A 20,998-nucleotide genomic window follows, 5' to 3' on the forward strand; every position below is an offset into this window, starting at 1 on the left:
CATCATTCCGTCGCCAGGATCGTCCCCGGCATGAGAGGGTAGTTCCGTTCCGGGTGCAGGCTTCTCAGCACCGAACCGAGAAAGGCGGTGTCGCTCTTCTGGCGATGGGCCAGGGTGCGGTTTTCGCACATGGCCACCGCCTGGTCGAATTCAGGCAGGTACTGGGCGGTGCAGTCGAATCCGGGATGGCCACCGGCATGGCCCAGCGTGCCGTAGATGCTGATCTGCATCAGGCCAAGACCGTAATTATAGCCGCCTTCGAGGCCGGTAGTTACCATATCTTCCATCAGCGCCAGCGTCGCAGCTTGCAGCACCACTCCCGGGGTCAGCAGCGACTTGATCCAGCGGGTGAGATCGGTGGGGGTGGAGATGATCTCCCCCGAGGACCAGGTGAAGGACCAGTCGAGGTCAGTAATGTCCGTAAGCGGGGCAAACTGGAGATCCCAGTTGACGTAACCGTGAATCCAGCGGATCTGGTCGGGGAAGTCGGAGGAGGGGACGAAGGTATCGGTCAGGCCGAGGGGATCGATCAGCTCCTCGCGCAGTTGCTGGCCGTAGGGGCGCTGCTGCGGGTCGTATTTTTCGATGATCTTGCCGAGCAGGACGTAGTTGGTATTGGAATAGTGCCAGGTCTGCCCGGGCTCGTTGCAGGAGTCGGTAGCGTAGGGGGCAACCACCTCCAGCAGCTCCTCGGGGCTCCAGCGATAGGTCGGATCGCTGGTGAACTTGCCGCTCCATTCCGGCATTTCGGTGAAGCTGCAGATCAGGCTGGTGTGGTTGAGCAGGTTGGTGAGCTGAATCCGCCCCGGGCGGTAGTTGGCCAGCCGCTGCGCTTCGTCGGGCAGGAGCTCTTCGAGGGTGTCGCTGAGCCGGAGGATACCGGCTTCGACCATCTGCAGAATGCGGGCCGCGACAAAGGTCTTGGTCAGACTGCCGATCCGGTAACGGGAATGGATGGTGGCCGGGGTGGCGCTGGCGAGATCCTCCACCCCGTAGACCACGGTGGTGACCTGGTCGTCCGTTTCCCGCACCGCGATGCTCACCGAGGGGACGTTGAGGCTCCCGGTACGTTCGGCCGCCAGTTGATCGAGGCTTTGCTGTTTGTAGTCCCCAAGATCTTCGCCGGAACAGCCCGGCAGGAGCAGGAGGAAGACCAGCAGCAGACCGACCGCCGGGCAGCGGAGGGAACTATGACGCCGGAAATGGCTAGACTTTGAAGAGTCCATCGATGATCCCCTTTGCGGTTTGCAGGTTGAGCTGAAAATGACCCGGAGCGAACATGTCAATATGGGCACCGGAACCGGTTAGCGTCTGGCAGTCCCCCCGGGTCTTGCCGGACCAGCGGCGGTGGCAGCGGCCGTTGGCAGGCTCCGGATCGCTGGAAGTGATGAGGATGATGTCACTGGCCACTGGTTCCGGCTCACAGCAGGGGGGGAGGGTGGCGATATAGCCGGCGAGCCGTTCGGAATCGTCGGTGAGCCCCTGCTCACGGCAGAGTTGCCGGTACCAGCCCAGGTAGTCGTCCGGCGTCGGTGGCTCCTCGAAGATCCAGGAGTCGACCAGCAACAGCGCCCGCGGCGCCCGGGCCCCGAGACGGCGGGCGACCTCGAAGGCGAAGTTGCCGCCCCCCGAATAACCGAGGAAGAGAGTCTTTTCGGGGAGGGTCATACGGTCGCGAACCACCGTTTCGCAGTACTCGGCAAATCCCCCCGGGGAAAATTCGAGGGGAAGAACGCGGCGCGGCGCCAGGGCCGCGGCGATTCGGGCGCTGATGGGCGAAAAGAGGCTGTCGATGGACGGAAAGAGGAAAACGTCGGTACCAACCCCGGATTCTGGGTGGTTGGCGCCCGATTGCAGCGCCGCGGCCAGGGCGCAGACCCGCGGGTGCAGAAAGAGGTCGGCGACAGTGGCCGTCGGGAACTGGGGTCGCAGCAGGTCGGGAAGGCGCAGGGCACTCAGCGAGTTGCCGCCGAGGTCGAAAAAATGTCCTTCACGGTCGACGGCACCGCAATTCAGGACGCGGGCGAAGCTGGCGGCGACCAGCTTCTCGGCGGGCGTCTGCGGCGGCGCCGTGACCTTCGCCGACGGTTGCGCCAGCGCCAGCAGGGCGGTGCCGTCCAGTTTGCCGTGGCGGTTGAGGGGGAGCTGCGCCACCGCCAGCAGCTGCTCCGGCACCATGAAGGCGGGGAGGCGTGCGGCGAGAAAGGCGCGCAGCTCGGCGCTGCCCGGCGCCGGCTCGGCGGCGACGTAGGCGGCCAGCAGGCTGCTGTAGATCCCCGCCTTCCCCACCGGCACCACCGCCGCGTCGCGCAGCTGCGGATGGGTGGCGAGGGCCTGGCGGACCTCCTCCAGTTCGATGCGGTAGCCGCGGACCTTGACCTGGTCGTCGCGGCGACCGAGAAAGCGGAGCTCGCCGTCGCTGCCGCGCCGGGCGAGATCGCCGCTGCGGTAGAGGCGCTCCCCCGGCAGGGCCGGGCTGGCGGCGAAGGCGCGGGCGGTCAGCTCTGCCTGGCCGAGATAGCCGTCGGCCAGGGCGCTGCCGCCGAGCGCGAGTTCGCCGACGACGCCGTCGGGGACGAGCTCCCCCTGGTCGTCGAGCAGATAGCAGTTGACATTGGCGATGGGGCGGCCGATGGGGAGGGGCTCGGGGATCGGCTGGGTCGCCGCGACCGGGTAGAGGGTGGCGCAGACGGTATTCTCGGTAGGGCCGTAGGCGTTGAGGTAGCGCAGCCGGGGGGCGAACTCCTGGACCTGCTGGGCGCGGGGACTCTCGCCGGCGGTGACCAGGGTTTTCAGCCCGGCCAGGTCGGTGACGCCGAAGTGGGCCAGATAGGAAGGAGGGAAAGTGGCAACGGTCACCTGCTGGCGGTGCAGCAGGGCGATCAGCCGCGCGCGGTCGCGAAGGTCGGCTTCGACCGGGCAGACCAGGGCGGCGCCGTTGGCCAGGGTGACGAAGATCTCTGAAACCGAGGCGTCGAAACCGGGGGAGGCGAAGAGGAGCACCCGGTCGTCTTCCTCCAGGCCGAAGGCCGCGCCCTGTTCCCGGGCCAGATTGAGGATGCCGCGGTGGGGGACCACGACCCCCTTGGGACGTCCGGTCGAGCCGGAGGTGTAGATCACATAGGCGGCCTCCTCCGGCCGCGGCGGTCGCGGCAGCGGCGCGGCGTCCCCTTCCGCCAGCTGCCGGGCGGTGACGGAGGGGCCGCTCTGCGGCCAGGGCGGCGCGTCCGTCTCGGCACAGCGGATGACCAGCACCGGTGCGGCATCGCGCGCGAGCAGGGCGATGCGCTCCTGCGGATAGCGGGCGTCGATGGGGAGGTAGACCGCCGCCGCCTTGAGGACCGCCAGGGCCGCCAGCACCGTCCAGGGTCCGCGGCTGCAGTGCAGAGCGACCCGGCTGCCCGGCGTCACGCCGTGCCCAGCGACCAGGGTCGCCGCCATCCGGTCACTGATCTGGTCGAGCTCCCGGTAGCTCCAGCCCTCCTCCCCGGCGATGAGCGCCGGCGCCTGCGGCCGACGGCGGGCCTGGTCGCGGATCAGATCGATCACCGTGAGCCCCTCCGGCAGCGGTCGGCACGGGCCGCGGGAGAGGGCCAGCAGCCGCTCACGCTCCTCACCACACAAAAGTTGCGCCCGGCCGACGGCCTCCTGCGGCGCGGCGCTCAAAGAGCGGGCGAGCTGCTGCAGGTGGCCGGCCAGGGCGGCGACCGTAGCGGCCTCGAAGAGAGCGCTGGCGTAGTTGATCTGCAACCCCAGCTCCTCTCCCTGCGGGGCAAAGAGGAAGGAGAGATCGAAACGGCTGGTCTGCTCAGGGAGTTCCAGCGGCGCGATGCGCAAGCCGTCGACGGCGAAGAGGGGCGCCTCGTTATTCTGCAGCACCAGCAGCACGTCGAAGAGGGGGGCGCGGGCCGTGTCGCGAGGGAGGCGCAGTTCATCGACCAGGCGGTCGAAGGGGTAGTCCTGGTGGGCGAAGGCCACCAGGGTCGTTGTTTTAACCCGTTGCAGCAGAGTGAGAAAATCCTCCTCGGGGGCGAGGGTCTCACGCAGGGCGAGGGTATTGACGTAGAAGCCGACCTGCTCCTCCAGTTCGGGGTGAGTGCGGCCGGCGCTGACGGTGCCGATGATCTGCTCGCGCTGCATGGTGTAGCGGTAGAGCAGCACCCGCAGCAGCGCCTGCAGAACCATGAAGAGGGTGGCGCCCTGGGCGACGGCGAGGTCGTTGAGGCGGCGGGTCAGGGCAGCGTCGAAGGTGGCAGCGATCACCCCGCCACGGCCGTCGGGGCGCAGCGGCCGGGGAAAGTCGGTCGCCAGCGGCAGCGCCGGCGGCGGATCGGCCAACTGCGCTCGCCAGTAAGAGCGCGCCGACTCCAGCGTGCCATCGGCGAGGCGGGCGTTCTGCCAGGCGGCGAAGTCGCGATACTGCAGGGCCGGTGGCGGCAGCTCGGCCGGAACTCCGGCGCAAGCGGCGCGGTAGAGGAGGAGGAATTCCTTGAGCAGCACCCCCAGCGACCAGCCGTCGCCAGCGATATGGTGGAGGGTGAAGAGGAGCAGGTGGGTCTCGGGAGCGAGGCGCAGCAGCCGCACCCGCAGCGGCAGCTCGTCGGTCAGCGCGAAGGGGAGCAGTGCCAGCTCCCGGCAGCGCTCAAGGGCCGCCGCTTCGTCTGGCTGGTCCTCCAGCGGTACGCGGAAGGCGACCGCCTCCAGGACCTGCTGACGGGGCTCGCCGTCCCGCTCCCGGTAGCAGGTGCGCAGGATCTCGTGACGGGCGACCAGCTCGGCGAAGGCGGTTTGCAGGGCGGCCGGCGCGAGGGGGCCGTCGATGCGATCGACAGCGAAGATATTGTAGGCCGGGTTGCCCGGCTCCAGGCGGTCGAGGACCCAGAGGCGGCGCTGGGCCGGGGAGAGGGGGTAGTCGGCGGCGGCCGGAGTACGCGGGATCGGTTCGAAACCGGCGCACGCGGCGGCATCGAGCCAGGCGGCGAGCTCCCGGGCGGTCGGCCGGGCAAACAGGGTCGCCACCTCGACCTGCACCCCCAGCTCCCGGTAGAGGCGGGCCAGGACCCGAATGGCGAGGAGGCTGTGGCCGCCGGCCGCAAAGAAGTTGTCGTCGCGCCCGAGGGGCGGGCTGTTGAGAAGCTCGGCGAAGATCGCACAGACGCTGGCTTCTGTCGAAGTCTGGGGGGGGGTATAGGGGCTTGGGGCCGCGTTCGGACGCCGCCAACGCAGCCGTGCCACCAGCTGGCCGGCGTTCGCCAGGGCGAGTGGATGGTAGTAGGCGTCATGGCGCACCCCGGCGGGTAGGAGGGGCGGCTCCCAGGACTCTCCCTGCTCCGGGGCGTCGGCGGCCAGTTCCGACGGCGGCTGGAGGGGCGTGGGCGGCAGCGGCCGCGGCGGTGCTTCGGGCGTGGTGCAGGGCTCCTCCCAGCGCAGGGTCAGCTGGGCGGCCAGCGCCGGCAGCCTGCTGGTCGGCAGAGAGAAATGGCAGGCACCATCTTCCAGCGGGAGAGCGGAAAAGCCGGCGCGGCGCAACAGGTCGGCCACCTGGCCATTGCGGGGGCCGGGGACGAAGCGGGCACCGAGGGTGGCGATCCCTGCGGTCCGGCACCAGTCGCCGAGGGCGGCGAGGAGCCCTTCCTCGACGCCGCGGCCGAGAACCCGGCAGCTGAGCAGCCAGGTCTCGATCTCAGCCGTGTCGGCGCGGCGCTGCATCAGCACCACTCCGGTCAGGCCGTAGGCGCCGAAGCGGTCGTTGACCTCCAGAGTCAGGCCGCACTGGCCGGGGGCGGCGAGGAATTCTGCAATCTGCGCCGGCGTGCGCCGGGCGAGGTTGAGGTTGAACTGATTGGTGCGCTGGGTCAGTTGGGCGATGCGCTCGGACTGGGCCGGATGGGCCGGTCGCAGCACCAGCTCCAGGGCGAGCTCCCGCAAATATTCATCCCGTCCGCAACGCTGCTCCGCGGCACGGCGTTGCTGTTCGGCCTGGTAGCGGGCCGGCCGGTCGGCGTCTTCCCGGGTGAGCAGCAGTTTGTCGGTGGCCCAGAGCCGGTCTAGAAAAGGAGCGAACCGGTCGGCGGCGGCAGGGAGCTGCAGGGTCAGCACCTCCGGGCATTCGTGCAGCATCCGGGCGCATTCGGCGGGGCTGTCGTCGAGGAAAATGAAACTGTCGCTCCCCAGCCCGAGCTCGGCGGCGATGGCACGCAGGTTGGCCGGCTTGTCGTTCCAGTCGATGCGCCAGCTGGCGAAATGCTCCCGGCGCAGCAGCATGCCGGGGTGGTGATCGAGGATATCCAGGACATCCGCCGCCTGGTTCTTGCTCGCCAGGGCGAGGAGCATCCCCTCCCGGTGGCGAGCAAGGAGGAACTCCTGCAGGGCGCGATAACCGCCGCCGGTGTCGATCCCCTCCCGGCCGACTTCGCCGCAGATCCCCCCCCACAGGGTGTTATCGGCATCGACGACCAGCACCTTGAAGGAGTGGCCGGCCAGGGCGAGGCAGGCGCGGGCGGTCTCGCTGCCGATGGCGGCGAAAAACTCGCGGCTGAAGGGGATATGCCCTTCCTGGGCGCTGCTCGGATCGAAAACCTCCCGCACCCGGAAGCGGACCGCGCTCTGGCGCAGGTCGAGGGGGAAGCAGCCGGGGGTGGCCGCCAGGTGCTCGGCGAGTTCGCTGCCGAGTTCCTGCAGCCGTTGTCGCAGCTGCGGATCGAGAGCCGGGTCGACGGGGAAGAGGCCGACCAGCAGCGGCGCCGGTCCCGGCCAGTTAGCGAGGAGCTGAAACAGCAGCTGGCGAAAGGTGGCCAGGGCCGCTTCCGGCTCGGCCGGCCGGTCGTGCAGCGCATCCTCGAAACGGGCCAGCAGCAGGGCGACGTCGCAGTCGTGGCGCAGGCTGCCGGCCGGATCGTTGAGCGCGGTAAAAACCTGGTTGTAGCCGGCGAAACGCAATACTGCATTGACGCCGAAGGGGCGCAACTGGGCGACGCAATAGCCCTCCAGTTCCTCCGCGGTGAAGCTGGCGGCCACCCCCAGCCGCAGCGGACGGCGCCGCGGCAATCCCGCCTGGCGCCAGCGTTCGAAAAGCTCGGCCAGGGGCAGCTCCGGTTCCCGGGCCAGGGCTGCGGCGAGGAGCGGCAGTCCCTGCTGCAACGCTCCGGGGAGGGCCGCGGGACAGGCCTTGCGGTTGTAGCGCAGCCGCAGTCGCAGTACCGGTTCGGGAAAGATCTGGACCTCGACGGCGTAGTTGGTGTGCTCGGCGACGCCAAAATCGACCTGGCGAAAGGGGAGCCGGCTTGGTTCCCCTTCCGGATAATTTTCGAAGACCAGCAGGGAATCGAGGAGGTGGGCGCCCAGCGGGGTCTGGGCCTGGATTTCGGCCAGAGAAGCGTAGTGATGGGGCAGAGCCCGGGCCCCCTCCTGGTGCAGGGCATCGACCAGTCCGCCGAGGGTCTGCTCCGGCGCCAGCAGGGCCCGCACCGGCACGGCGTTGATGAACAGTCCGACCATTTCCGCGCAGCCGGGCAGCTCCGGCGGCCGGCCGGAGACGGTGGCGGCGAAAACCACCTCCTCCCTGCCGTCGCAGGCGCCCAGCGCCAGGGCCCAGAGCGCCCGGAACAGGCTGTTCAGGGTCGCCCCGCGGCTGCGGGCGAGGGCGCGCAATTCGGCGCCGAGCTCCGGCTCCAGGGTCAGTTCGAACTCGCCTCCGGCATAGCCGGTCGCCAAAAAGGGGGTGGCGGCGCAGGAGGCGAGTTCCTCATAACCGGCGAGGGTTTGACGCCAGTAATCGAGGGTGGCCTGCTGGTCCCGGCTCTCCAGCCACTGAACGTAGTGGCGGAATTGCCGGGCCGGCGGCAGTTGCGCTTCGCGGCCGGCCAGCAGCTCGAGATAGAGGGCTTCGAAGTCGCGCTGAAGGACGGCGAGGCTCCAGCCATCGAGGAGGATGTGGTGGAAACTCCAGAGGAATTCATGGCATTCGGGGCCAAGTCGGAACAGGGCCAGGCGCAGCGGCGGGCGGCGCGGCAACGCGAAGGGACGGGCGAGGTCGGCCCGGCGTTCCTCCGCCAGGCGTTCCTCGGCCCGGGCGGTGCCGAGGCCGGAGAGATCCTCAAAGCGGAAATCGAGGGGGGCCTGGCGCAGGACCAGTTGCAGCGGTCGGGGAACTTTTTCGTGGACGAAGAGGGTGCGCAGAATGTCGTGACGAGCGGCGAGGCGCTCCCAGGCCTGGCGAAACAGCTCCGGCTCCAGCACACCCTGCAACCGGAAGCGGGCCTGTTCGAAATAGGCGCGTCCCCCCTCCCGCAGCTGATGGAAAAGAATCCCTTCCTGCAGGGGTGTCAAAACGTAGAGATTCTGAATGTTCTCCTTGCTTACCATGAACCCTCGCCCCGGGGGTGTGCCAGACCCTCGACCAGGCCGTCGAACTGGTCGAGAGAGAGACCGGAAAAGTCAAAGTCGACCGGGGTCGCCTGACTCCCCTGGCGGGCACAGCAATGTTCGACGAGACTCTCCAGCCAGGCGGTGAAACCGGCCGCCAGAGCCGTGACTCGCGCCAGGGGATAATGCTCCTGGTGATAGTGAAACTGGACGCTGAGGCGACCATCGGCGATCAGTGCCGCGACGTCGAGGAGATGCCAGGCCCGGGCCGCCGGGGAGATTTCGGCGCCGGTCGGCTCTGGAGCCTGGGTGAAGAAGCTCCCCGGCGCGGCGGCAAACTCGCCAAGAAAGTTGAAGCCGACCCGTTCCGACCCGAGCAGTGCGGGCCACCTTTCCGGTGGGTGAAGCAGGCCAAAGCCCAACCCGCGCGACGGCACCCGTCGCAGCTGCTCCTTGACCGCTACGGTGAGGCGTCCCGGGTCCTGGGCGGCAACATCGAGGGTCAGGGGCCAGAGGGTGGTAAACCAGCCGAGGGTACGCGAGATGTCGCAGCCGACCAGGGGTTCGCGGCCGTGTCCTTCCAGGGTCAGCGCCGTCCGTGGCGCGCCTGCGGCTACAGCCAGGGCCTTGGCAAGAGCTGCGGTCAGCAGTTCTTCGGTGCGGGTCTGGTAGGCCCGGTTGGCGGCGCCGGTCAGCTGGGCGGTGAAGTCGCTGCCGAATTGCAGGGCATGGGTCCGCTTGTCGGCGAAACGGCCCGGGTCGATCATGGCGGGGCCGACGGGCGCTTGCACCTGGGCCTCCCAATAGCTCCGCTCGGCTTGCACGCTGTCGGTTGCGGCCAGTCTGTCAAGGGCGAGGGCCCAGTCCCCGGGGCTGGCGGTCGCTGCCGGCAGTTCGATCGGCCGGCCGGCACTCGCCGCCCCATAGGCGTTTTCCAGGTCCGCCAGCAGCAGACGCCAGGAGACGCCATCGGTAACCAGATGGTGGCAAGTCAGAAAGAGACGGTCCCCTTCCGGGCGCTGGAACAGGACCGCCTTGAACAGGGACCCGGCAGCCAGGTCCATGCGGCGGTAAACCCGTTCGATCTCGTTGTTGATCTCGGCCCCTTGCGGCAGCGGACAGATGCAGAGATCGAGTTCATCCGCTGGCAGAATGGACTTCTCCCAGCCTTCCTTGCAGCATCGGTAGCGGCTGCGCAAGGCATCGTGGTGGGCCACCAGCGCCTCCAGGGCCGCCCGCAGGGGCGCGGGATCGATGCTGGCCGCTGCCGCGAGCAGGACGCTCTGGTTGAAATGGCCGGGGGCCGCGGGCTGGGTGGCGAAGAACCAGCGTTCCACCGGGGTCAGCGGGACCAGACCATGGACCCGGGGCGGTTGCGGCTGGGCCTGGGGCTGCAGCGGTTGCACCCGGCCGGCGAGAGCCCGTACCGTCGGCGCCTCGAAGAGATCGAGAACCTGGAGCTGCCAGCCTGCTTCCCGCAGGCGGCCGACGGCGACAATCGCCTTGATCGAATCGCCGCCGGCGGCGAAGAAGTCCTCGTCGACGCCGAGCCCGTCGCGGCCGATGACCTGAGCGAGCAGTTGCGAAAGTTCCCGCTCCAGGTCCGTGGTGGGGAGGCTGGCCGGGGCGGTGGTCGACAGCAGCTCGGCCTGGCGGGGGGAGGGGAGCGCAGCGCTCTCCACCTTGCCGTTGCGGTTCAGGGGGAGGGCGTCCAGGGGGATGAAGAAGCCGGGAATCATATAGCCGGGGAGCCAGGCGCCGAGGTAACGGCGCAATTCGTCGGCGTCGGGGGCGGGAGCGCCGGGTTGCAGGGTAAAGTAGGCCGCCAGGGTTTCCACCGCACCGCTGGCCGGGTCGCGCAGCGGATGGACATAAACCTCGCGCAGGTCCGGCATGGCCAGCAGGCGGTTCTGGATCTCCTGGAGTTCGATCCGGTAGCCGCGCAGCTTGATCTGGGCATCGATGCGGCCGACGAACTCCAGGTCAAAATTGGGTTCGAAGCGGACCAGGTCGCCGCTGGCATAGAGGCGTTCGCCGCTCCCCGCCGGATCGGCCACGAAGCGGGCCGCCGTCAAATCGGCCTGCCGATGGTAGCCGCGCGCCACCCCGGCGCCGCCGATGAAGAGCTCCCCGAGCGCGCCGGGCGGCACTGGGCGGCCCGCGGCGTCGAGGACGCGGATGGTGGTGTTGGCGATCGGTTTGCCGATCGGCAGCCGCCAGAGGGCCGGGAGCCTGCGCGGCAGCGGATGGAAGGTGGCGAAGGTGGTGGTCTCGGTCGGGCCGTAGACGTGTACCAGTTCGGTCCCTTCCCCCAGCTGCTCCAGGGCATGCCGGACCGGTCGCAGGCTCGCCTCCTGCCCACCGAAGAAGATCTGTTCGCACCCCGCCAGCGCCTCCGGGACCGTTTCTGCCAGCTGGTTGAAGAGGGCGGTGGTCAGGAAGAATTTGCTGATGCGTTCCTGGCGCAGGTAGGCGCCAAGGGTCTCCGGGCTGCGCAGTACCGATGTTTCCGGCAGGCAGAGGGTGGCGCCGTTGAGCAGGCTCATGAAGATGTCGAAGGTCGAACCGTCAAAGGCGTAGCTGGAGAGCTGCAGAAAGCGGTCGCCGGGCCGGCCCTGGCAATAGTCGGTCTGTTTGACCAGGCGCACCACGTTGCGGTGTTCGACTGCCACTCCCTTGGGGCGGCCGCTGGAACCGGAGGTATACATGAGATAGGCGAGGTCGCCGGGGCGGGCCCGGGACGGGAAAGGCGGGACCTGTTCCGGCAGGTTCCGGATCAGGGTCTCGACGGCGACGACTGTCGCCCGTGTCGGCCCCTCTGTCGGCAGCTGCCGGGCCACCGTCTCGTTGCGTTGGTCGGTGACCAGCAGAACCGCCTCGCAGTCCGCCAGGAGAAACGCCAGGCGTGCGGCCGGAGTCTCCGGTTCCAGGGGGACATAGGCGGCGCCGAGCTTGAGCACCCCGAAGATCGTCGCCAGCATCGCTGGACCGCGTTCGAAGAGGAGGGCGATGGCCCGGCCATGCAGGTCGCCGTGGCGCTGCTGCAGGGTCGCAGCGACCAGGTCCGAAGCCTGGTCGAGCCAGCGGTAGCTGTAGTGGCCGCTGCGATGCACCAGGGCACAGGCCTCCGCATCCCGTGCCACCTGCTCGGCAAAGAGTTCCGGCAGGCTTTGTGGCGGCAGCTCTCTGGCAGTGGCGTTGATCCGGGCGAGGGCCGCCCTGGTCGCCAGCGGCAGCAGTTCGAGATCGCCGACGGCGGTCTCGGGAGCGGCGAGGGCCGCTTCGAGGAGGGTCTCCAGGCAACGGAACCAGCCGGCGACGGTGGCGGCGCGAAACAGGTCGCTGCAGTATTCGATCTCCACCCGGCTGGCATCGGCGCTGAAATAGAAGGTCAGGTCGAAATGGCTGACCGGGCGGCGCAGGGGCAGCGGCTCCAGGCGCAGTGGGCCGAGGTCCGAGGCGACTGCCGCGCTGTTCTGCAATGCCAGGACCACGTCGAACAATGGATTGCGGGAGGTGTCGCGGATCAGTCCCAGCTCGTCGACGAGGCGGTCGAAGGGGTAATCCTGATGCTCCAGGGCGGCGGTGTGGGTGTGATGGACGCGGCGCACCAGCTCGGCAAAGGGCTCCTGCGGATCGAGCCGATCCCGCAGCGGCAGGGTGTTGACAAAGAAACCGACCAGTCCCTCCAGGTCGGGATGGCGGCGGCCGGCGGCGGGGGCGCCGACAATCAGGTCGGTCGTGCCGCTGAGGCGGTAGAGGAGGGTCTTGACCAGGGCCATCAGCAGGTCGAAGAGGGTCACCTGCAAACGGTCGACGAACTGTTGCATGGCGGCGACTTGCGCCGGCGGCAGGCAGAAATCGAGGGTCTCCCCGGCAAAACTCTGTACCGGCGGGCGGGGGAAGTCGGTCGCCAGTTCGAGGGTCGGGATCGGTCCGGCGAACTGCTGGCGCCACCACTGGCCGCTGGCCGCCAGCTCGGCGCTGCCGACCTGGGCCGCCTGCCAGGCGCAGAAGTCGCGGTAGTGCAGCCCTCCCGCCGGCAGCGCCGGGGCGCCGCCGCTGGCGAGGGCGGCGTAGCTGTGGCTGACTTCCCGCTGCAGCACCCCCATTGACCAGCCATCGGCGACGATATGGTGGAGGTGGAGCAGCAGCCAGGCTTCGTCCTGAGCAGTGTGCAGCAATTTGATCCGCCACAGTGGGCCCTGCGCCAGATCGAAGGGTTTTTCCCCCTCCTGGCGCGCCAGGGCTGCGGCGGCGGCCTGGGGATCGCTGACCGAGCGCAGGTCGACTTCCTCGATCCGGAAAGCACCGGCGGGCCGGACAACCTGGCGGACGGCGCCGTCCCGCAGCACGAACCGGGTCCGCAGCGACTCATGGCGCACCTCCATGGCGGCGAAGGCCGCGGCCAGGGCAGTGCTGTCAAGGGGGCCGTGCAGGCGGCTGACACCGAAGAGGGTATAGGGCGTGTGCGCATCCGCGCGCATTTGATCGATGGCCCAGAGGCGCTGCTGCGCGGCCGAGAGGGGGTAGTCGGCCGCCGTGGCGCGGCGCGGGATCGGCGCGAAATGGCCCTGCCGCTGCCGGTCGAGAAAGGCGGCCAGGCGCGCAACGGTCGGATGGGCGTAGATCTCCCGCAGGAGAACCTGCGCGCCGCACTGGCGGTGGAGTCGGGCCGCGAGCTGCATTGCCCGGATGCTCTGGCCACCGGCTTCGAAGAAATGGGTCTCGCGGCCGGGGGAGGTGAGCTGCAACAGGTCGGCAAAAAGGGCGGCGACCAGCTTCTCGGCGGGCGTCTGCGGCGGCGCCGTGACCTTCGCCGGCGGTTGCGCCAGCGCCAGCAGGGCGGTGCCGTCCAGTTTGCCGTGGCGGTTGAGGGGGAGCTGCGCCACCGCCAGCAGCTGCTCCGGGACCATGAAGGCGGGGAGGCGTGCGGCGAGAAAGGCGCGCAGCTCGGCACTGCCCGGCGCCGGCTCGGCGGCGACGTAGGCGGCCAGCAGGCTGCTGTAGATCCCCGCCTCCCCCACCGGCACCACCGCCGCGTCGCGCAGCTGCGGATGGGCGGCGAGGGCCTGGCGGACCTCCTCCAGTTCGATGCGGTAGCCGCGGACCTTGACCTGGTCGTCGCGGCGACCGAGAAAGCGGAGCTCGCCGTCGCTGCCGCGCCGGGCGAGATCGCCGCTGCGGTAGAGGCGCTCCCCCGGCAGGGCCGGGCTGGCGGCGAAGGCGCGGGCGGTCAGCTCCGCCTGGCCGAGATAGCCGTCGGCCAGGGCGCTGCCGCCGAGGGCGAGTTCGCCGACGACGCCGTCGGGGACGAGCTCCCCCTGGTCGTCGAGCAGATAGCAGTTGACATTGGCGATGGGGCGGCCGATGGGGAGGGGCTCGGGGATCGGCTGGGTCGCCGCGACCGGGTAGAGGGTGGCGCAGACGGTATTCTCGGTCGGACCGTATCCGTTGAGGTAATGCAGCCTGGGTGCGAACTGGCGTACCAGCTGCGGGCTCGGCCGTTCGCCGGCGCTGACCAGCGTTTTCAGTCCGTCCAGGTCACCGGGTTCGAAGTTGGCCAGGTAGGCGGGCGGAGCAATCAGGACCGTGACTCGCTGGCGCTGCAGCAGGGCCGCCAGGCTCGGCGGATCGTCGATCTGCGCCTCGCTGCTGCAGACCACCGCCGCCCCCTGGGCCAGGGCCGGGAAGACCTCGGCGACGAAGGAGTCGAATCCGGGGGAAGCAAATTGAAGGACCCGATCATCGGCGCCGAAATGGAGGGCAACCGGCAATTCCCGGGCCAGATTGAGGATGCCGCGATGGGGGACCACGACCCCCTTGGGACGTCCGGTGGAGCCGGAGGTGTAGATCACATAGGCGGCCTCCTCCGGCCGCGGCGGTCGCGGTAGCGGCGCGGCGTCCCCTTCCGCCAGCTGCCGGGCGGCGACGGAGGGGCCGCTCTGCGGCCAGGACGGCGCGTCCGTCTCGGCACAGCGGATGACCAGCACCGGTGCGGCATCGCGCGCGAGCAGGGCGATGCGCTCCTGCGGATAGCGGGCGTCGATGGGGAGGTAGACCGCCGCCGCCTTGAGGACCGCCAGGGCCGCCAGCACCGTCCAGGGTCCGCGGCTGCAGTGCAGAGCGACCCGGCTGCCCGGCGTCACGCCGTGCCCAGCGACCAGGGTCGCCGCCATCCGGTCACTGATCTGGTCGAGCTCCCGGTAGCTCCAGCCCTCCTCCCCGGCGATGAGCGCCGGCGCCTGCGGCCGACGGCGGGCCTGGTCGCGGATCAGATCGATCACCGTGAGCCCCTCCGGCAGCGGTCGGCACGGGCCGCGGGAGAGGGCCAGCAGCCGCTCACGCTCCTCACCACACAAAAGTTGCGCCCGGCCGACGGCCTCCTGCGGCGCGGCGCTCAAAGAGCGGGCGAGCTGCTGCAGGTGGCCGGCCAGGGCGGCGACCGTAGCGGCCTCGAAGAGAGCGCTGGCGTAGTTGATCTGCAACCCCAGCTCCTCTCCCTGCGGGGCAAAGAGGAAGGAGAGATCGAAACGGCTGGTCTGCTCAGGGAGTTCCAGCGGCGCGATGCGCAAGCCGTCGACGGCGAAGAGGGGCGCCTCGTTATTCTGCAGCACCAGCAGCACGTCGAAGAGGGGGGCGCGGGCCGTGTCGCGAGGGAGGCGCAGTTCATCGACCAGGCGGTCGAAGGGGTAGTCCTGGTGGGCGAAGGCCACCAGGGTCGTTGTTTTAACCCGTTGCAGCAGAGTGAGAAAATCCTCCTCGGGGGCGAGGGTCTCACGCAGGGCGAGGGTATTGACGTAGAAGCCGACCTGCTCCTCCAGTTCGGGGTGAGTGCGGCCGGCGCTGACGGTGCCGATGATCTGCTCGCGCTGCATGGTGTAGCGGTAGAGCAGCACCCGCAGCAGCGCCTGCAGAACCATGAAGAGGGTGGCGCCCTGGGCGACGGCGAGGTCGTTGAGGCGGCGGGTCAGGGCAGCGTCGAAGGTGGCAGCGATCACCCCGCCACGGCCGTCGGGGCGCAGCGGCCGGGGAAAGTCGGTCGCCAGCGGCAGCGCCGGCGGCGGATCGGCCAACTGCGCTCGCCAGTAAGAGCGCGCCGACTCCAGCGTGCCATCGGCGAGGCGGGCGTTCTGCCAGGCGGCGAAGTCGCGATACTGCAGGGCCGGTGGCGGCAGCTCGGCCGGAACTCCGGCGCAAGCGGCGCGGTAGAGGAGGAGGAATTCCTTGAGCAGCACCCCCAGCGACCAGCCGTCGCCAGCGATATGGTGGAGGGTGAAGAGGAGCAGGTGGGTCTCGGGAGCGAGGCGCAGCAGCCGCACCCGCAGCGGCAGCTCGTCGGTCAGCGCGAAGGGGAGCAGTGCCAGCTCCCGGCAGCGCTCAAGGGCCGCCGCTTCGTCTGGCTGGTCCTCCAGCGGTACGCGGAAGGCGACCGCCTCCAGGACCTGCTGACGGGGCTCGCCGTCCCGCTCCCGGTAGCAGGTGCGCAGGATCTCGTGACGGGCGACCAGCTCGGCGAAGGCGGTTTGCAGGGCGGCCGGCGCGAGGGGGCCGTCGATGCGATCGACAGCGAAGATATTGTAGGCCGGGTTGCCCGGCTCCAGGCGGTCGAGGACCCAGAGGCGGCGCTGGGCCGGGGAGAGGGGGTAGTCGGCGGCGGCCGGAGTACGCGGGATCGGTTCGAAACCGGCGCACGCGGCGGCATCGAGCCAGGCGGCGAGCTCCCGGGCGGTCGGCCGGGCAAACAGGGTCGCCACCTCGACCTGCACCCCCAGCTCCCGGTAGAGGCGGGCGGCGAGCTTGATCAGGGTCAGGGAGTTGGCGCCGGCTTCGAGCAGCGAGGTGTCGATGCTGATCCGCTCCATCCCCACGGTGGCAGCGAAGAGGGCGGCGACCGCGCGCTCCCGGGGAGTCCGCGGTGGAACAAAATCTTCCTGCCGGCAGAGGAGTTCCTCGGGCTTGGGGAGACGGTTGGCATCGACCTTGCCGTGGAGGTTGAGAGGGAACTTTTCCAGTTGCAGGAAGAAGGCGGGAATCATGTAGCCAGGGAGGCGCTGGCGCAGCGCGGCGACAATTTCCTCGCGGCTCACCGGGGTGGCGACCGTATAGTAGCAGGTCAGGCCGTCGACCAGCCCGTCCCGCAGGTTGGGGCGGACATACACCTGGCGCACCCCGGCGATGGCGGCGATGGCCATTTCCACCTCGGGCAGTTCGACCCGGTGGCCGCGCAGTTTGACCTGGCGGTCGACGCGGCCGACGAAGTCGACGCTGCGGTCCGGGCGGTAGCGGCCGAGGTCGCCGGTCTTGTAGAGGATGTCGGGGGTGGCGCTGAGGGGGTTCTGGATAAAGGCGCGGGCATTGAGCTCGGGGGCGCCGAGATACCCCTTGGAGCGGAACGGGGTCTTGATGTGGATTTCGCCGGTTTCCCCGATCTTGCAGAGGCGTTCCCCCTTGAGAATGATCGCCGCGGTGTTGGGGAGGGGGCGGCCGACCGGGACGATCTGCCCGCTCTCCAGAGGTTCGTCGTCGATGCGGAAGAAAAATTTGGCCAGGGTCGTCTCCGACGGCCCATAGAGATTGACCAGCCGGGTCGCTCCCCCGACTGCCTGACGAAAGCGCAGGACGTCGGCCCCGTAGAGGGGTTCGCCGGCCAGCAGCAGGTAGTTGACGCCGGCAAAGCCGTCCGGTTCCTGCTCGGCGAGATGGCTGGTCAATTCCCGGAACAGGGAGGGGACGCAGTGGATCAGGTTGACCCCGCTGGCGCGGACGAAGCGGACCAGTTCCGGAATCTGGCTGCGGGTGGCGGCATCGGGGATGCAGACCGCACCGCCGCAGGTCAGCGGCAGCAGGAGATCGCGCAGGCTGACGTCGAAGGTCGGCGGGGCCAGAGAGAGGGTGCGCAAGGTAGCGCCGAGACCGAACTCCTGGCGTTCCCAGGCGAGAAAGTGGCAAAGGCCCTTCTGGCTGCCGAGAATGATCTTCGGTTCGCCGCTGGAGCCGGAGGTGAAGACCACGTAGGCGGCCCCTTCGGCATCGACGGTAACCGGTGGGTTCTCCTCCGGCAGAGGGGTGTCCGGCGGGCTGGTCTGGTGCCAGAGCAGGGTGTCGGGTACTGTACCGAGCAGCAGCAGCGGCGGTGAGGCGGGGAGCTCGCAAAGGCGCGGCAGCAAGGCGGCGGCATCGGCTTCGGCGCAGATCAGCGCGGCCGGCGTGTTTGGGCGAAAGACCTGGGCCAGGCGGCTGCCCGGGAGGTCCAGGGGGATCGGCATGAAAACACCGCCGGCCTTGATCACTCCGAGTTGGGCGGCGACATAGGCCGCCGAGCTCGGCAGGGCAATGGCGACGATCCCCTGGGGTGCCAGTCCCCCCTCTTTCAGGGCCCAGGCGATGCGGTTGGCGCGGCGGTTGAGCTCGCCATAGCTGACGACCCCGGTTGCCTCGATGATGGCCGCAGCGTCGGGGTTGGCCGCCACGCTCGCCTCGATCAGATGCTGGAGAATCGGTCGATCCATGGCGTCGGTCCTAGTACGAGAAGCGGATGCCGTAGGTGGTCATGGCATCGGTCGAGTGGTTGCCGGGCCAGGGGTGGGAGTCGTAGCTCACCTGGTAGGAGACGAAAAGGTTGAAATTCTTCCGGATCGGCACCTGGATTTCGGCCTTCCCCTTGATCAGGCTGCGGGCCTTGCGACCGGAGACGAAGACCGCGGCCGAGTCGGGGTCCTGGCCGAATTCGTTCATCTCCGAGAAGGAGCGGATCCAGCGGAAGCCCTGGCTGAACTGCAGCCATTGACTCAGCTGCCAGTCGAAGGTCTGGTAGAAGTAGAGGATGTTGTAGGTGCGATGATCCAGAGAGGTATAGCGCTGCACTACCGCGTCATACTCCTCGTTGGCCTGGCCGCCGCCGAGAAAGGCCCCGAGGTTGAGGGCCTCGCTGCTGACCAGATAGCTGCCGAGACCGCCGATGAGCAAGCGGCGCTGGTCGAGATCGTTGTTGGTATCCTTCTCCCAGATCGCCGCCCCGGCGAGGTAACCGTAGCGGCAGAGGTCGAATTGCCCTTCGACCTTGGTGGTGCGGTTCTGGTTGCTGATATGGTCGGTCCCTTGCGTGTATTTTTTCTTGGCGTTGTCGTAGGAGGCCAGGCCGGTCCAGCGCCCATGGCGGAGGGTCAGGGCGGTCCCCACCCCCAAGGCGTAGCCGTCGGTATTGCCAGTGATGTTGGTGTAATTGAAGGAGAAGTCGAACTTCTTCAGCAGCCCCGGATAGCGGGCGGCGGGATCGAGGGAACTCTTTTTCCACCAGTCGGCCGGAGGCGCGGCTGGCCCCCCGGATTCCGCCGCCGACGATACGGCAAAGAGGAGCAGGAGTATCGGAATCAGAAGGAGCAGTCGCGTCTGGGCTGGCATCGGAAGCCTTTCTCTTCGGGGGGAAATCCTGGTTGGCGGATCCTTGCCTCAGGCCTCCGGTCGACCCCCCCAGGGGCGACCGGAGGCTGGCGCGGTGGCCCCTGCAGTTGGGCAAGGCCGGGGAAATTCCACTACCCGGGCCGGTTGGGGAGTGGCGAGATAGCAGGTATGCCCCGGCCGCCCCGGGTCGAGTTCCCGGGTGTGCCAGGTTCGGCCGGCGACCGCCACGGTCTCCGCGGCAAAAGCGAGCTGGTCCGGAGCCAGGGCCAATCCGGTCCCCAGGGCTTTCAGGACGCTTTCGGTGCGGGTCCAGTAGCGTAGAAAAGTCTGTTCCGGATCGGGAGAACGGCGGATGAGGGCAGCGATCGGCGGCGCGAAAACCTGCAGGCAGCTCTCCAGGTCGGCGACGGGCCGGGCTTCGATATCGATGCCGACGGCGCTCCGGCTCACCGCGCAGGCGACCAGTTCGCCAGCGTGGCTGATGCTCAGTCCGGGACCTGCCGGACCGAGAGTGGGGCGCCCCTCTGGCGTTCTGTGCAACAGCTGGAGAATGTCGGCCGGGTAGCCGAAGGCTCCGATCAGGATTTCCCGCAACAACAGCTTGCCGGTCAGCGAGCGCTGGCGGTCGATGGGGCGTTGCAGGCGCCGGACCTCGGCCCACAACGGTTCGGGCAACACGTCCTCCGCTGCGGCGTGGAGTGCGGGCCTGGCAAAGGCGACGACGACCGTCGTCTCAGCAGGCATGGCAATGAGTGTCCGCAGTCGCGGCGGCCCCGATCAGGGCGGCAATCTCCGCGGCATGCTCATGAATGAAAAAGTGTCCGCCGGAGAATTCGCGCCGGGAAAATTCTCCGCCGCAGAGTTCCTGCCAGGCCTGGATGGCGGGGCGGGAGACGCAGGGGTCAGCATCTCCGTACAGGACCGTGGTCGGAAAGGGGAGGGTCGGGAACCGGGTGCGGGGATAGTCGTCGAGGGCGGCAAAGTCGGCCCGCAGCACCGGCTCCAGCAGGTCGAGCAATTCCGGGCAGTCCAGCACTTCCGGCGGGGTCCCCGCAAGATCGGCGATCAGGCCGAAGAAGTCCCGGCGCGGAAGCAGGTGCCGGCGGCTGGGCGCTCTTTGGGTGAGGGCGCCCTGTCCGCTCAGAAAGAGATGCCGGGGCGGGGGGAAGAAGGAACTGGCCACCTGCTCGGCGAGGAGGAAGGCAACGCTCGCCCCCAGGCTGTGACCGAAGAGCAGATAGTCCCCTTGCAGGCGCTCCTCAAGCTGGCTCCGGGCGTCGCGGACAATGGCGTCGAGATCGCACAGGGGTGCGCTTTCGAGGCGCCGGCCGTGGCCGGGATACTCCAGGCACGACAGCTTGACGTTGGCTGGGAGGTACGGCTTGAGAAAGGCGAAAGAAGCCTGGTTCCCGCCGGCAAACGGGAGGCAGATCAGGTCGATCACGCCGGCCCCGGCCGTTTGTCGGTGACGATGACCAGCAACAGCCCCATGAGGGGGGTGAGGAGCAGGGATGCGAAAAGGTAGCCCCAGAATCCGAGCTTCTTCCGATAGCCGAGGGTGGCAATAATAACCGAAAGCGCCAGATAGAGCAGAAAATAGGGGGAGAAGATGATTCCCATGGAGCCCTCCCGGAAAGGTTCGGGGCTCCGTAAGGAGCCCCGAACGGTCATTTGATGGCAACTTTACTTGGTCGTTTTGGCCGCTTTCTTTCCGACTTCGAACTGCTGCTTGAAATAGTCGCGCATCTTTACGGCGTCGAAATCGAGGAGGGTGCCACCGGTTTCGAAATGCTGCACCAGGACCTTGCCGATGGCGTAAGTGCTGGCGGTTCCCAGGGTGCTGACGGAGAGGGCGGTGGCAAAGGTGCCCAGAACCGGGACGAATTTGAGGAGGCTGGCGGTGGTGTGGGTGAGGGCCACCGGCAGGACGCTGCCGAGGAGCGAAAGGACAATGCTGCGGACCCGTTCCTTGGAAAATTCGACCTGGTAGATGCCGGCAATCTTTTTAGTCATGTCATACTGCACCGCCATAAAGCCCACCAGATCGACCAGGGGGACCGGGACCACTCCCAGTCCGGCGGCCATATACATGTGATTTTTGATGATGGGACCGGCCTGCTCGGCGCGGGTCAGTTCCCCTTCGGTCGTCGAAGTTGCGGTCTCTTCGATAACGGCGGCTGCCTCACTCATTTCCATCCTCCCTGGAAAAGGTTTCCTACCATTTGGCCGT

Annotated in this window: 8 protein-coding genes; all 8 read right to left on the bottom strand. The window is 68.5% G+C overall.

The features are described from left to right. Window positions 1-2: 2 nt before the first annotated feature. The 8 genes from ACYQ8E_RS14880 to ACYQ8E_RS14915 all read right to left on the bottom strand — a co-directional run bounded on the left by ACYQ8E_RS14880 (window position 3) and on the right by ACYQ8E_RS14915 (window position 20,958). The gene (locus tag ACYQ8E_RS14880; RefSeq protein ID WP_066724352.1) at window positions 3-1,226 is read right to left on the bottom strand and encodes a serine hydrolase domain-containing protein; all 1,224 of its coding nucleotides are present in this window, start codon (window positions 1,224-1,226) and stop codon (window positions 3-5) included. Continuing rightward, window positions 1,207-8,364, bottom strand: a complete 7,158-nt coding sequence (locus ACYQ8E_RS14885; RefSeq protein WP_066724355.1) for a non-ribosomal peptide synthetase — start codon at window positions 8,362-8,364, stop codon at window positions 1,207-1,209. Before ACYQ8E_RS14885 ends, ACYQ8E_RS14880 begins: the two co-directional genes overlap by 20 nt. Continuing rightward, the gene (locus ACYQ8E_RS14890) at window positions 8,358-17,876 is read right to left on the bottom strand and encodes a non-ribosomal peptide synthetase (RefSeq protein WP_066724359.1); all 9,519 of its coding nucleotides are present in this window, start codon (window positions 17,874-17,876) and stop codon (window positions 8,358-8,360) included. The genes ACYQ8E_RS14885 and ACYQ8E_RS14890 overlap by 7 nt, the downstream gene beginning before the upstream one ends. A 10-nt stretch (window positions 17,877-17,886) precedes the next feature. Further along, on the bottom strand, window positions 17,887-18,768 hold the full coding sequence (locus tag ACYQ8E_RS14895; protein WP_066724362.1) for a DUF481 domain-containing protein: 882 nt from the start codon (window positions 18,766-18,768) through the stop codon (window positions 17,887-17,889). Window positions 18,769-18,816: 48 nt separating this feature from the next. Continuing rightward, on the bottom strand, window positions 18,817-19,512 hold the full coding sequence (locus ACYQ8E_RS14900; protein WP_082820161.1) for a 4'-phosphopantetheinyl transferase family protein: 696 nt from the start codon (window positions 19,510-19,512) through the stop codon (window positions 18,817-18,819). After that, the gene (locus ACYQ8E_RS14905; protein WP_066724367.1) at window positions 19,502-20,212 is read right to left on the bottom strand and encodes a thioesterase II family protein; all 711 of its coding nucleotides are present in this window, start codon (window positions 20,210-20,212) and stop codon (window positions 19,502-19,504) included. Before ACYQ8E_RS14905 ends, ACYQ8E_RS14900 begins: the two co-directional genes overlap by 11 nt. Beyond that, window positions 20,209-20,388, bottom strand: a complete 180-nt coding sequence (locus ACYQ8E_RS14910) for a hypothetical protein (protein ID WP_066724370.1) — start codon at window positions 20,386-20,388, stop codon at window positions 20,209-20,211. Before ACYQ8E_RS14910 ends, ACYQ8E_RS14905 begins: the two co-directional genes overlap by 4 nt. A gap of 63 nt (window positions 20,389-20,451) precedes the next feature. Next, window positions 20,452-20,958 (bottom strand): YcjF family protein, encoded by a 507-nt coding sequence (locus ACYQ8E_RS14915; protein WP_066724373.1) that lies wholly within the window; start codon window positions 20,956-20,958, stop codon window positions 20,452-20,454. Window positions 20,959-20,998: the final 40 nt, after the last annotated feature.

The organism is Desulfuromonas carbonis (assembly GCF_054658035.1).

Coding starts and splice junctions, on each gene's coding strand:
- ACYQ8E_RS14880 (WP_066724352.1), bottom strand. CDS start 1,226: ATGGACTCTTCAAAGTCTAGCCATTTCCGGCGTCATAGTTCCCTCCGC.
- ACYQ8E_RS14885 (WP_066724355.1), bottom strand. CDS start 8,364: ATGGTAAGCAAGGAGAACATTCAGAATCTCTACGTTTTGACACCCCTG.
- ACYQ8E_RS14890 (WP_066724359.1), bottom strand. CDS start 17,876: ATGGATCGACCGATTCTCCAGCATCTGATCGAGGCGAGCGTGGCGGCC.
- ACYQ8E_RS14895 (WP_066724362.1), bottom strand. CDS start 18,768: ATGCCAGCCCAGACGCGACTGCTCCTTCTGATTCCGATACTCCTGCTC.
- ACYQ8E_RS14900 (WP_082820161.1), bottom strand. CDS start 19,512: ATGCCTGCTGAGACGACGGTCGTCGTCGCCTTTGCCAGGCCCGCACTC.
- ACYQ8E_RS14910 (WP_066724370.1), bottom strand. CDS start 20,388: ATGGGAATCATCTTCTCCCCCTATTTTCTGCTCTATCTGGCGCTTTCG.
- ACYQ8E_RS14915 (WP_066724373.1), bottom strand. CDS start 20,958: ATGAGTGAGGCAGCCGCCGTTATCGAAGAGACCGCAACTTCGACGACC.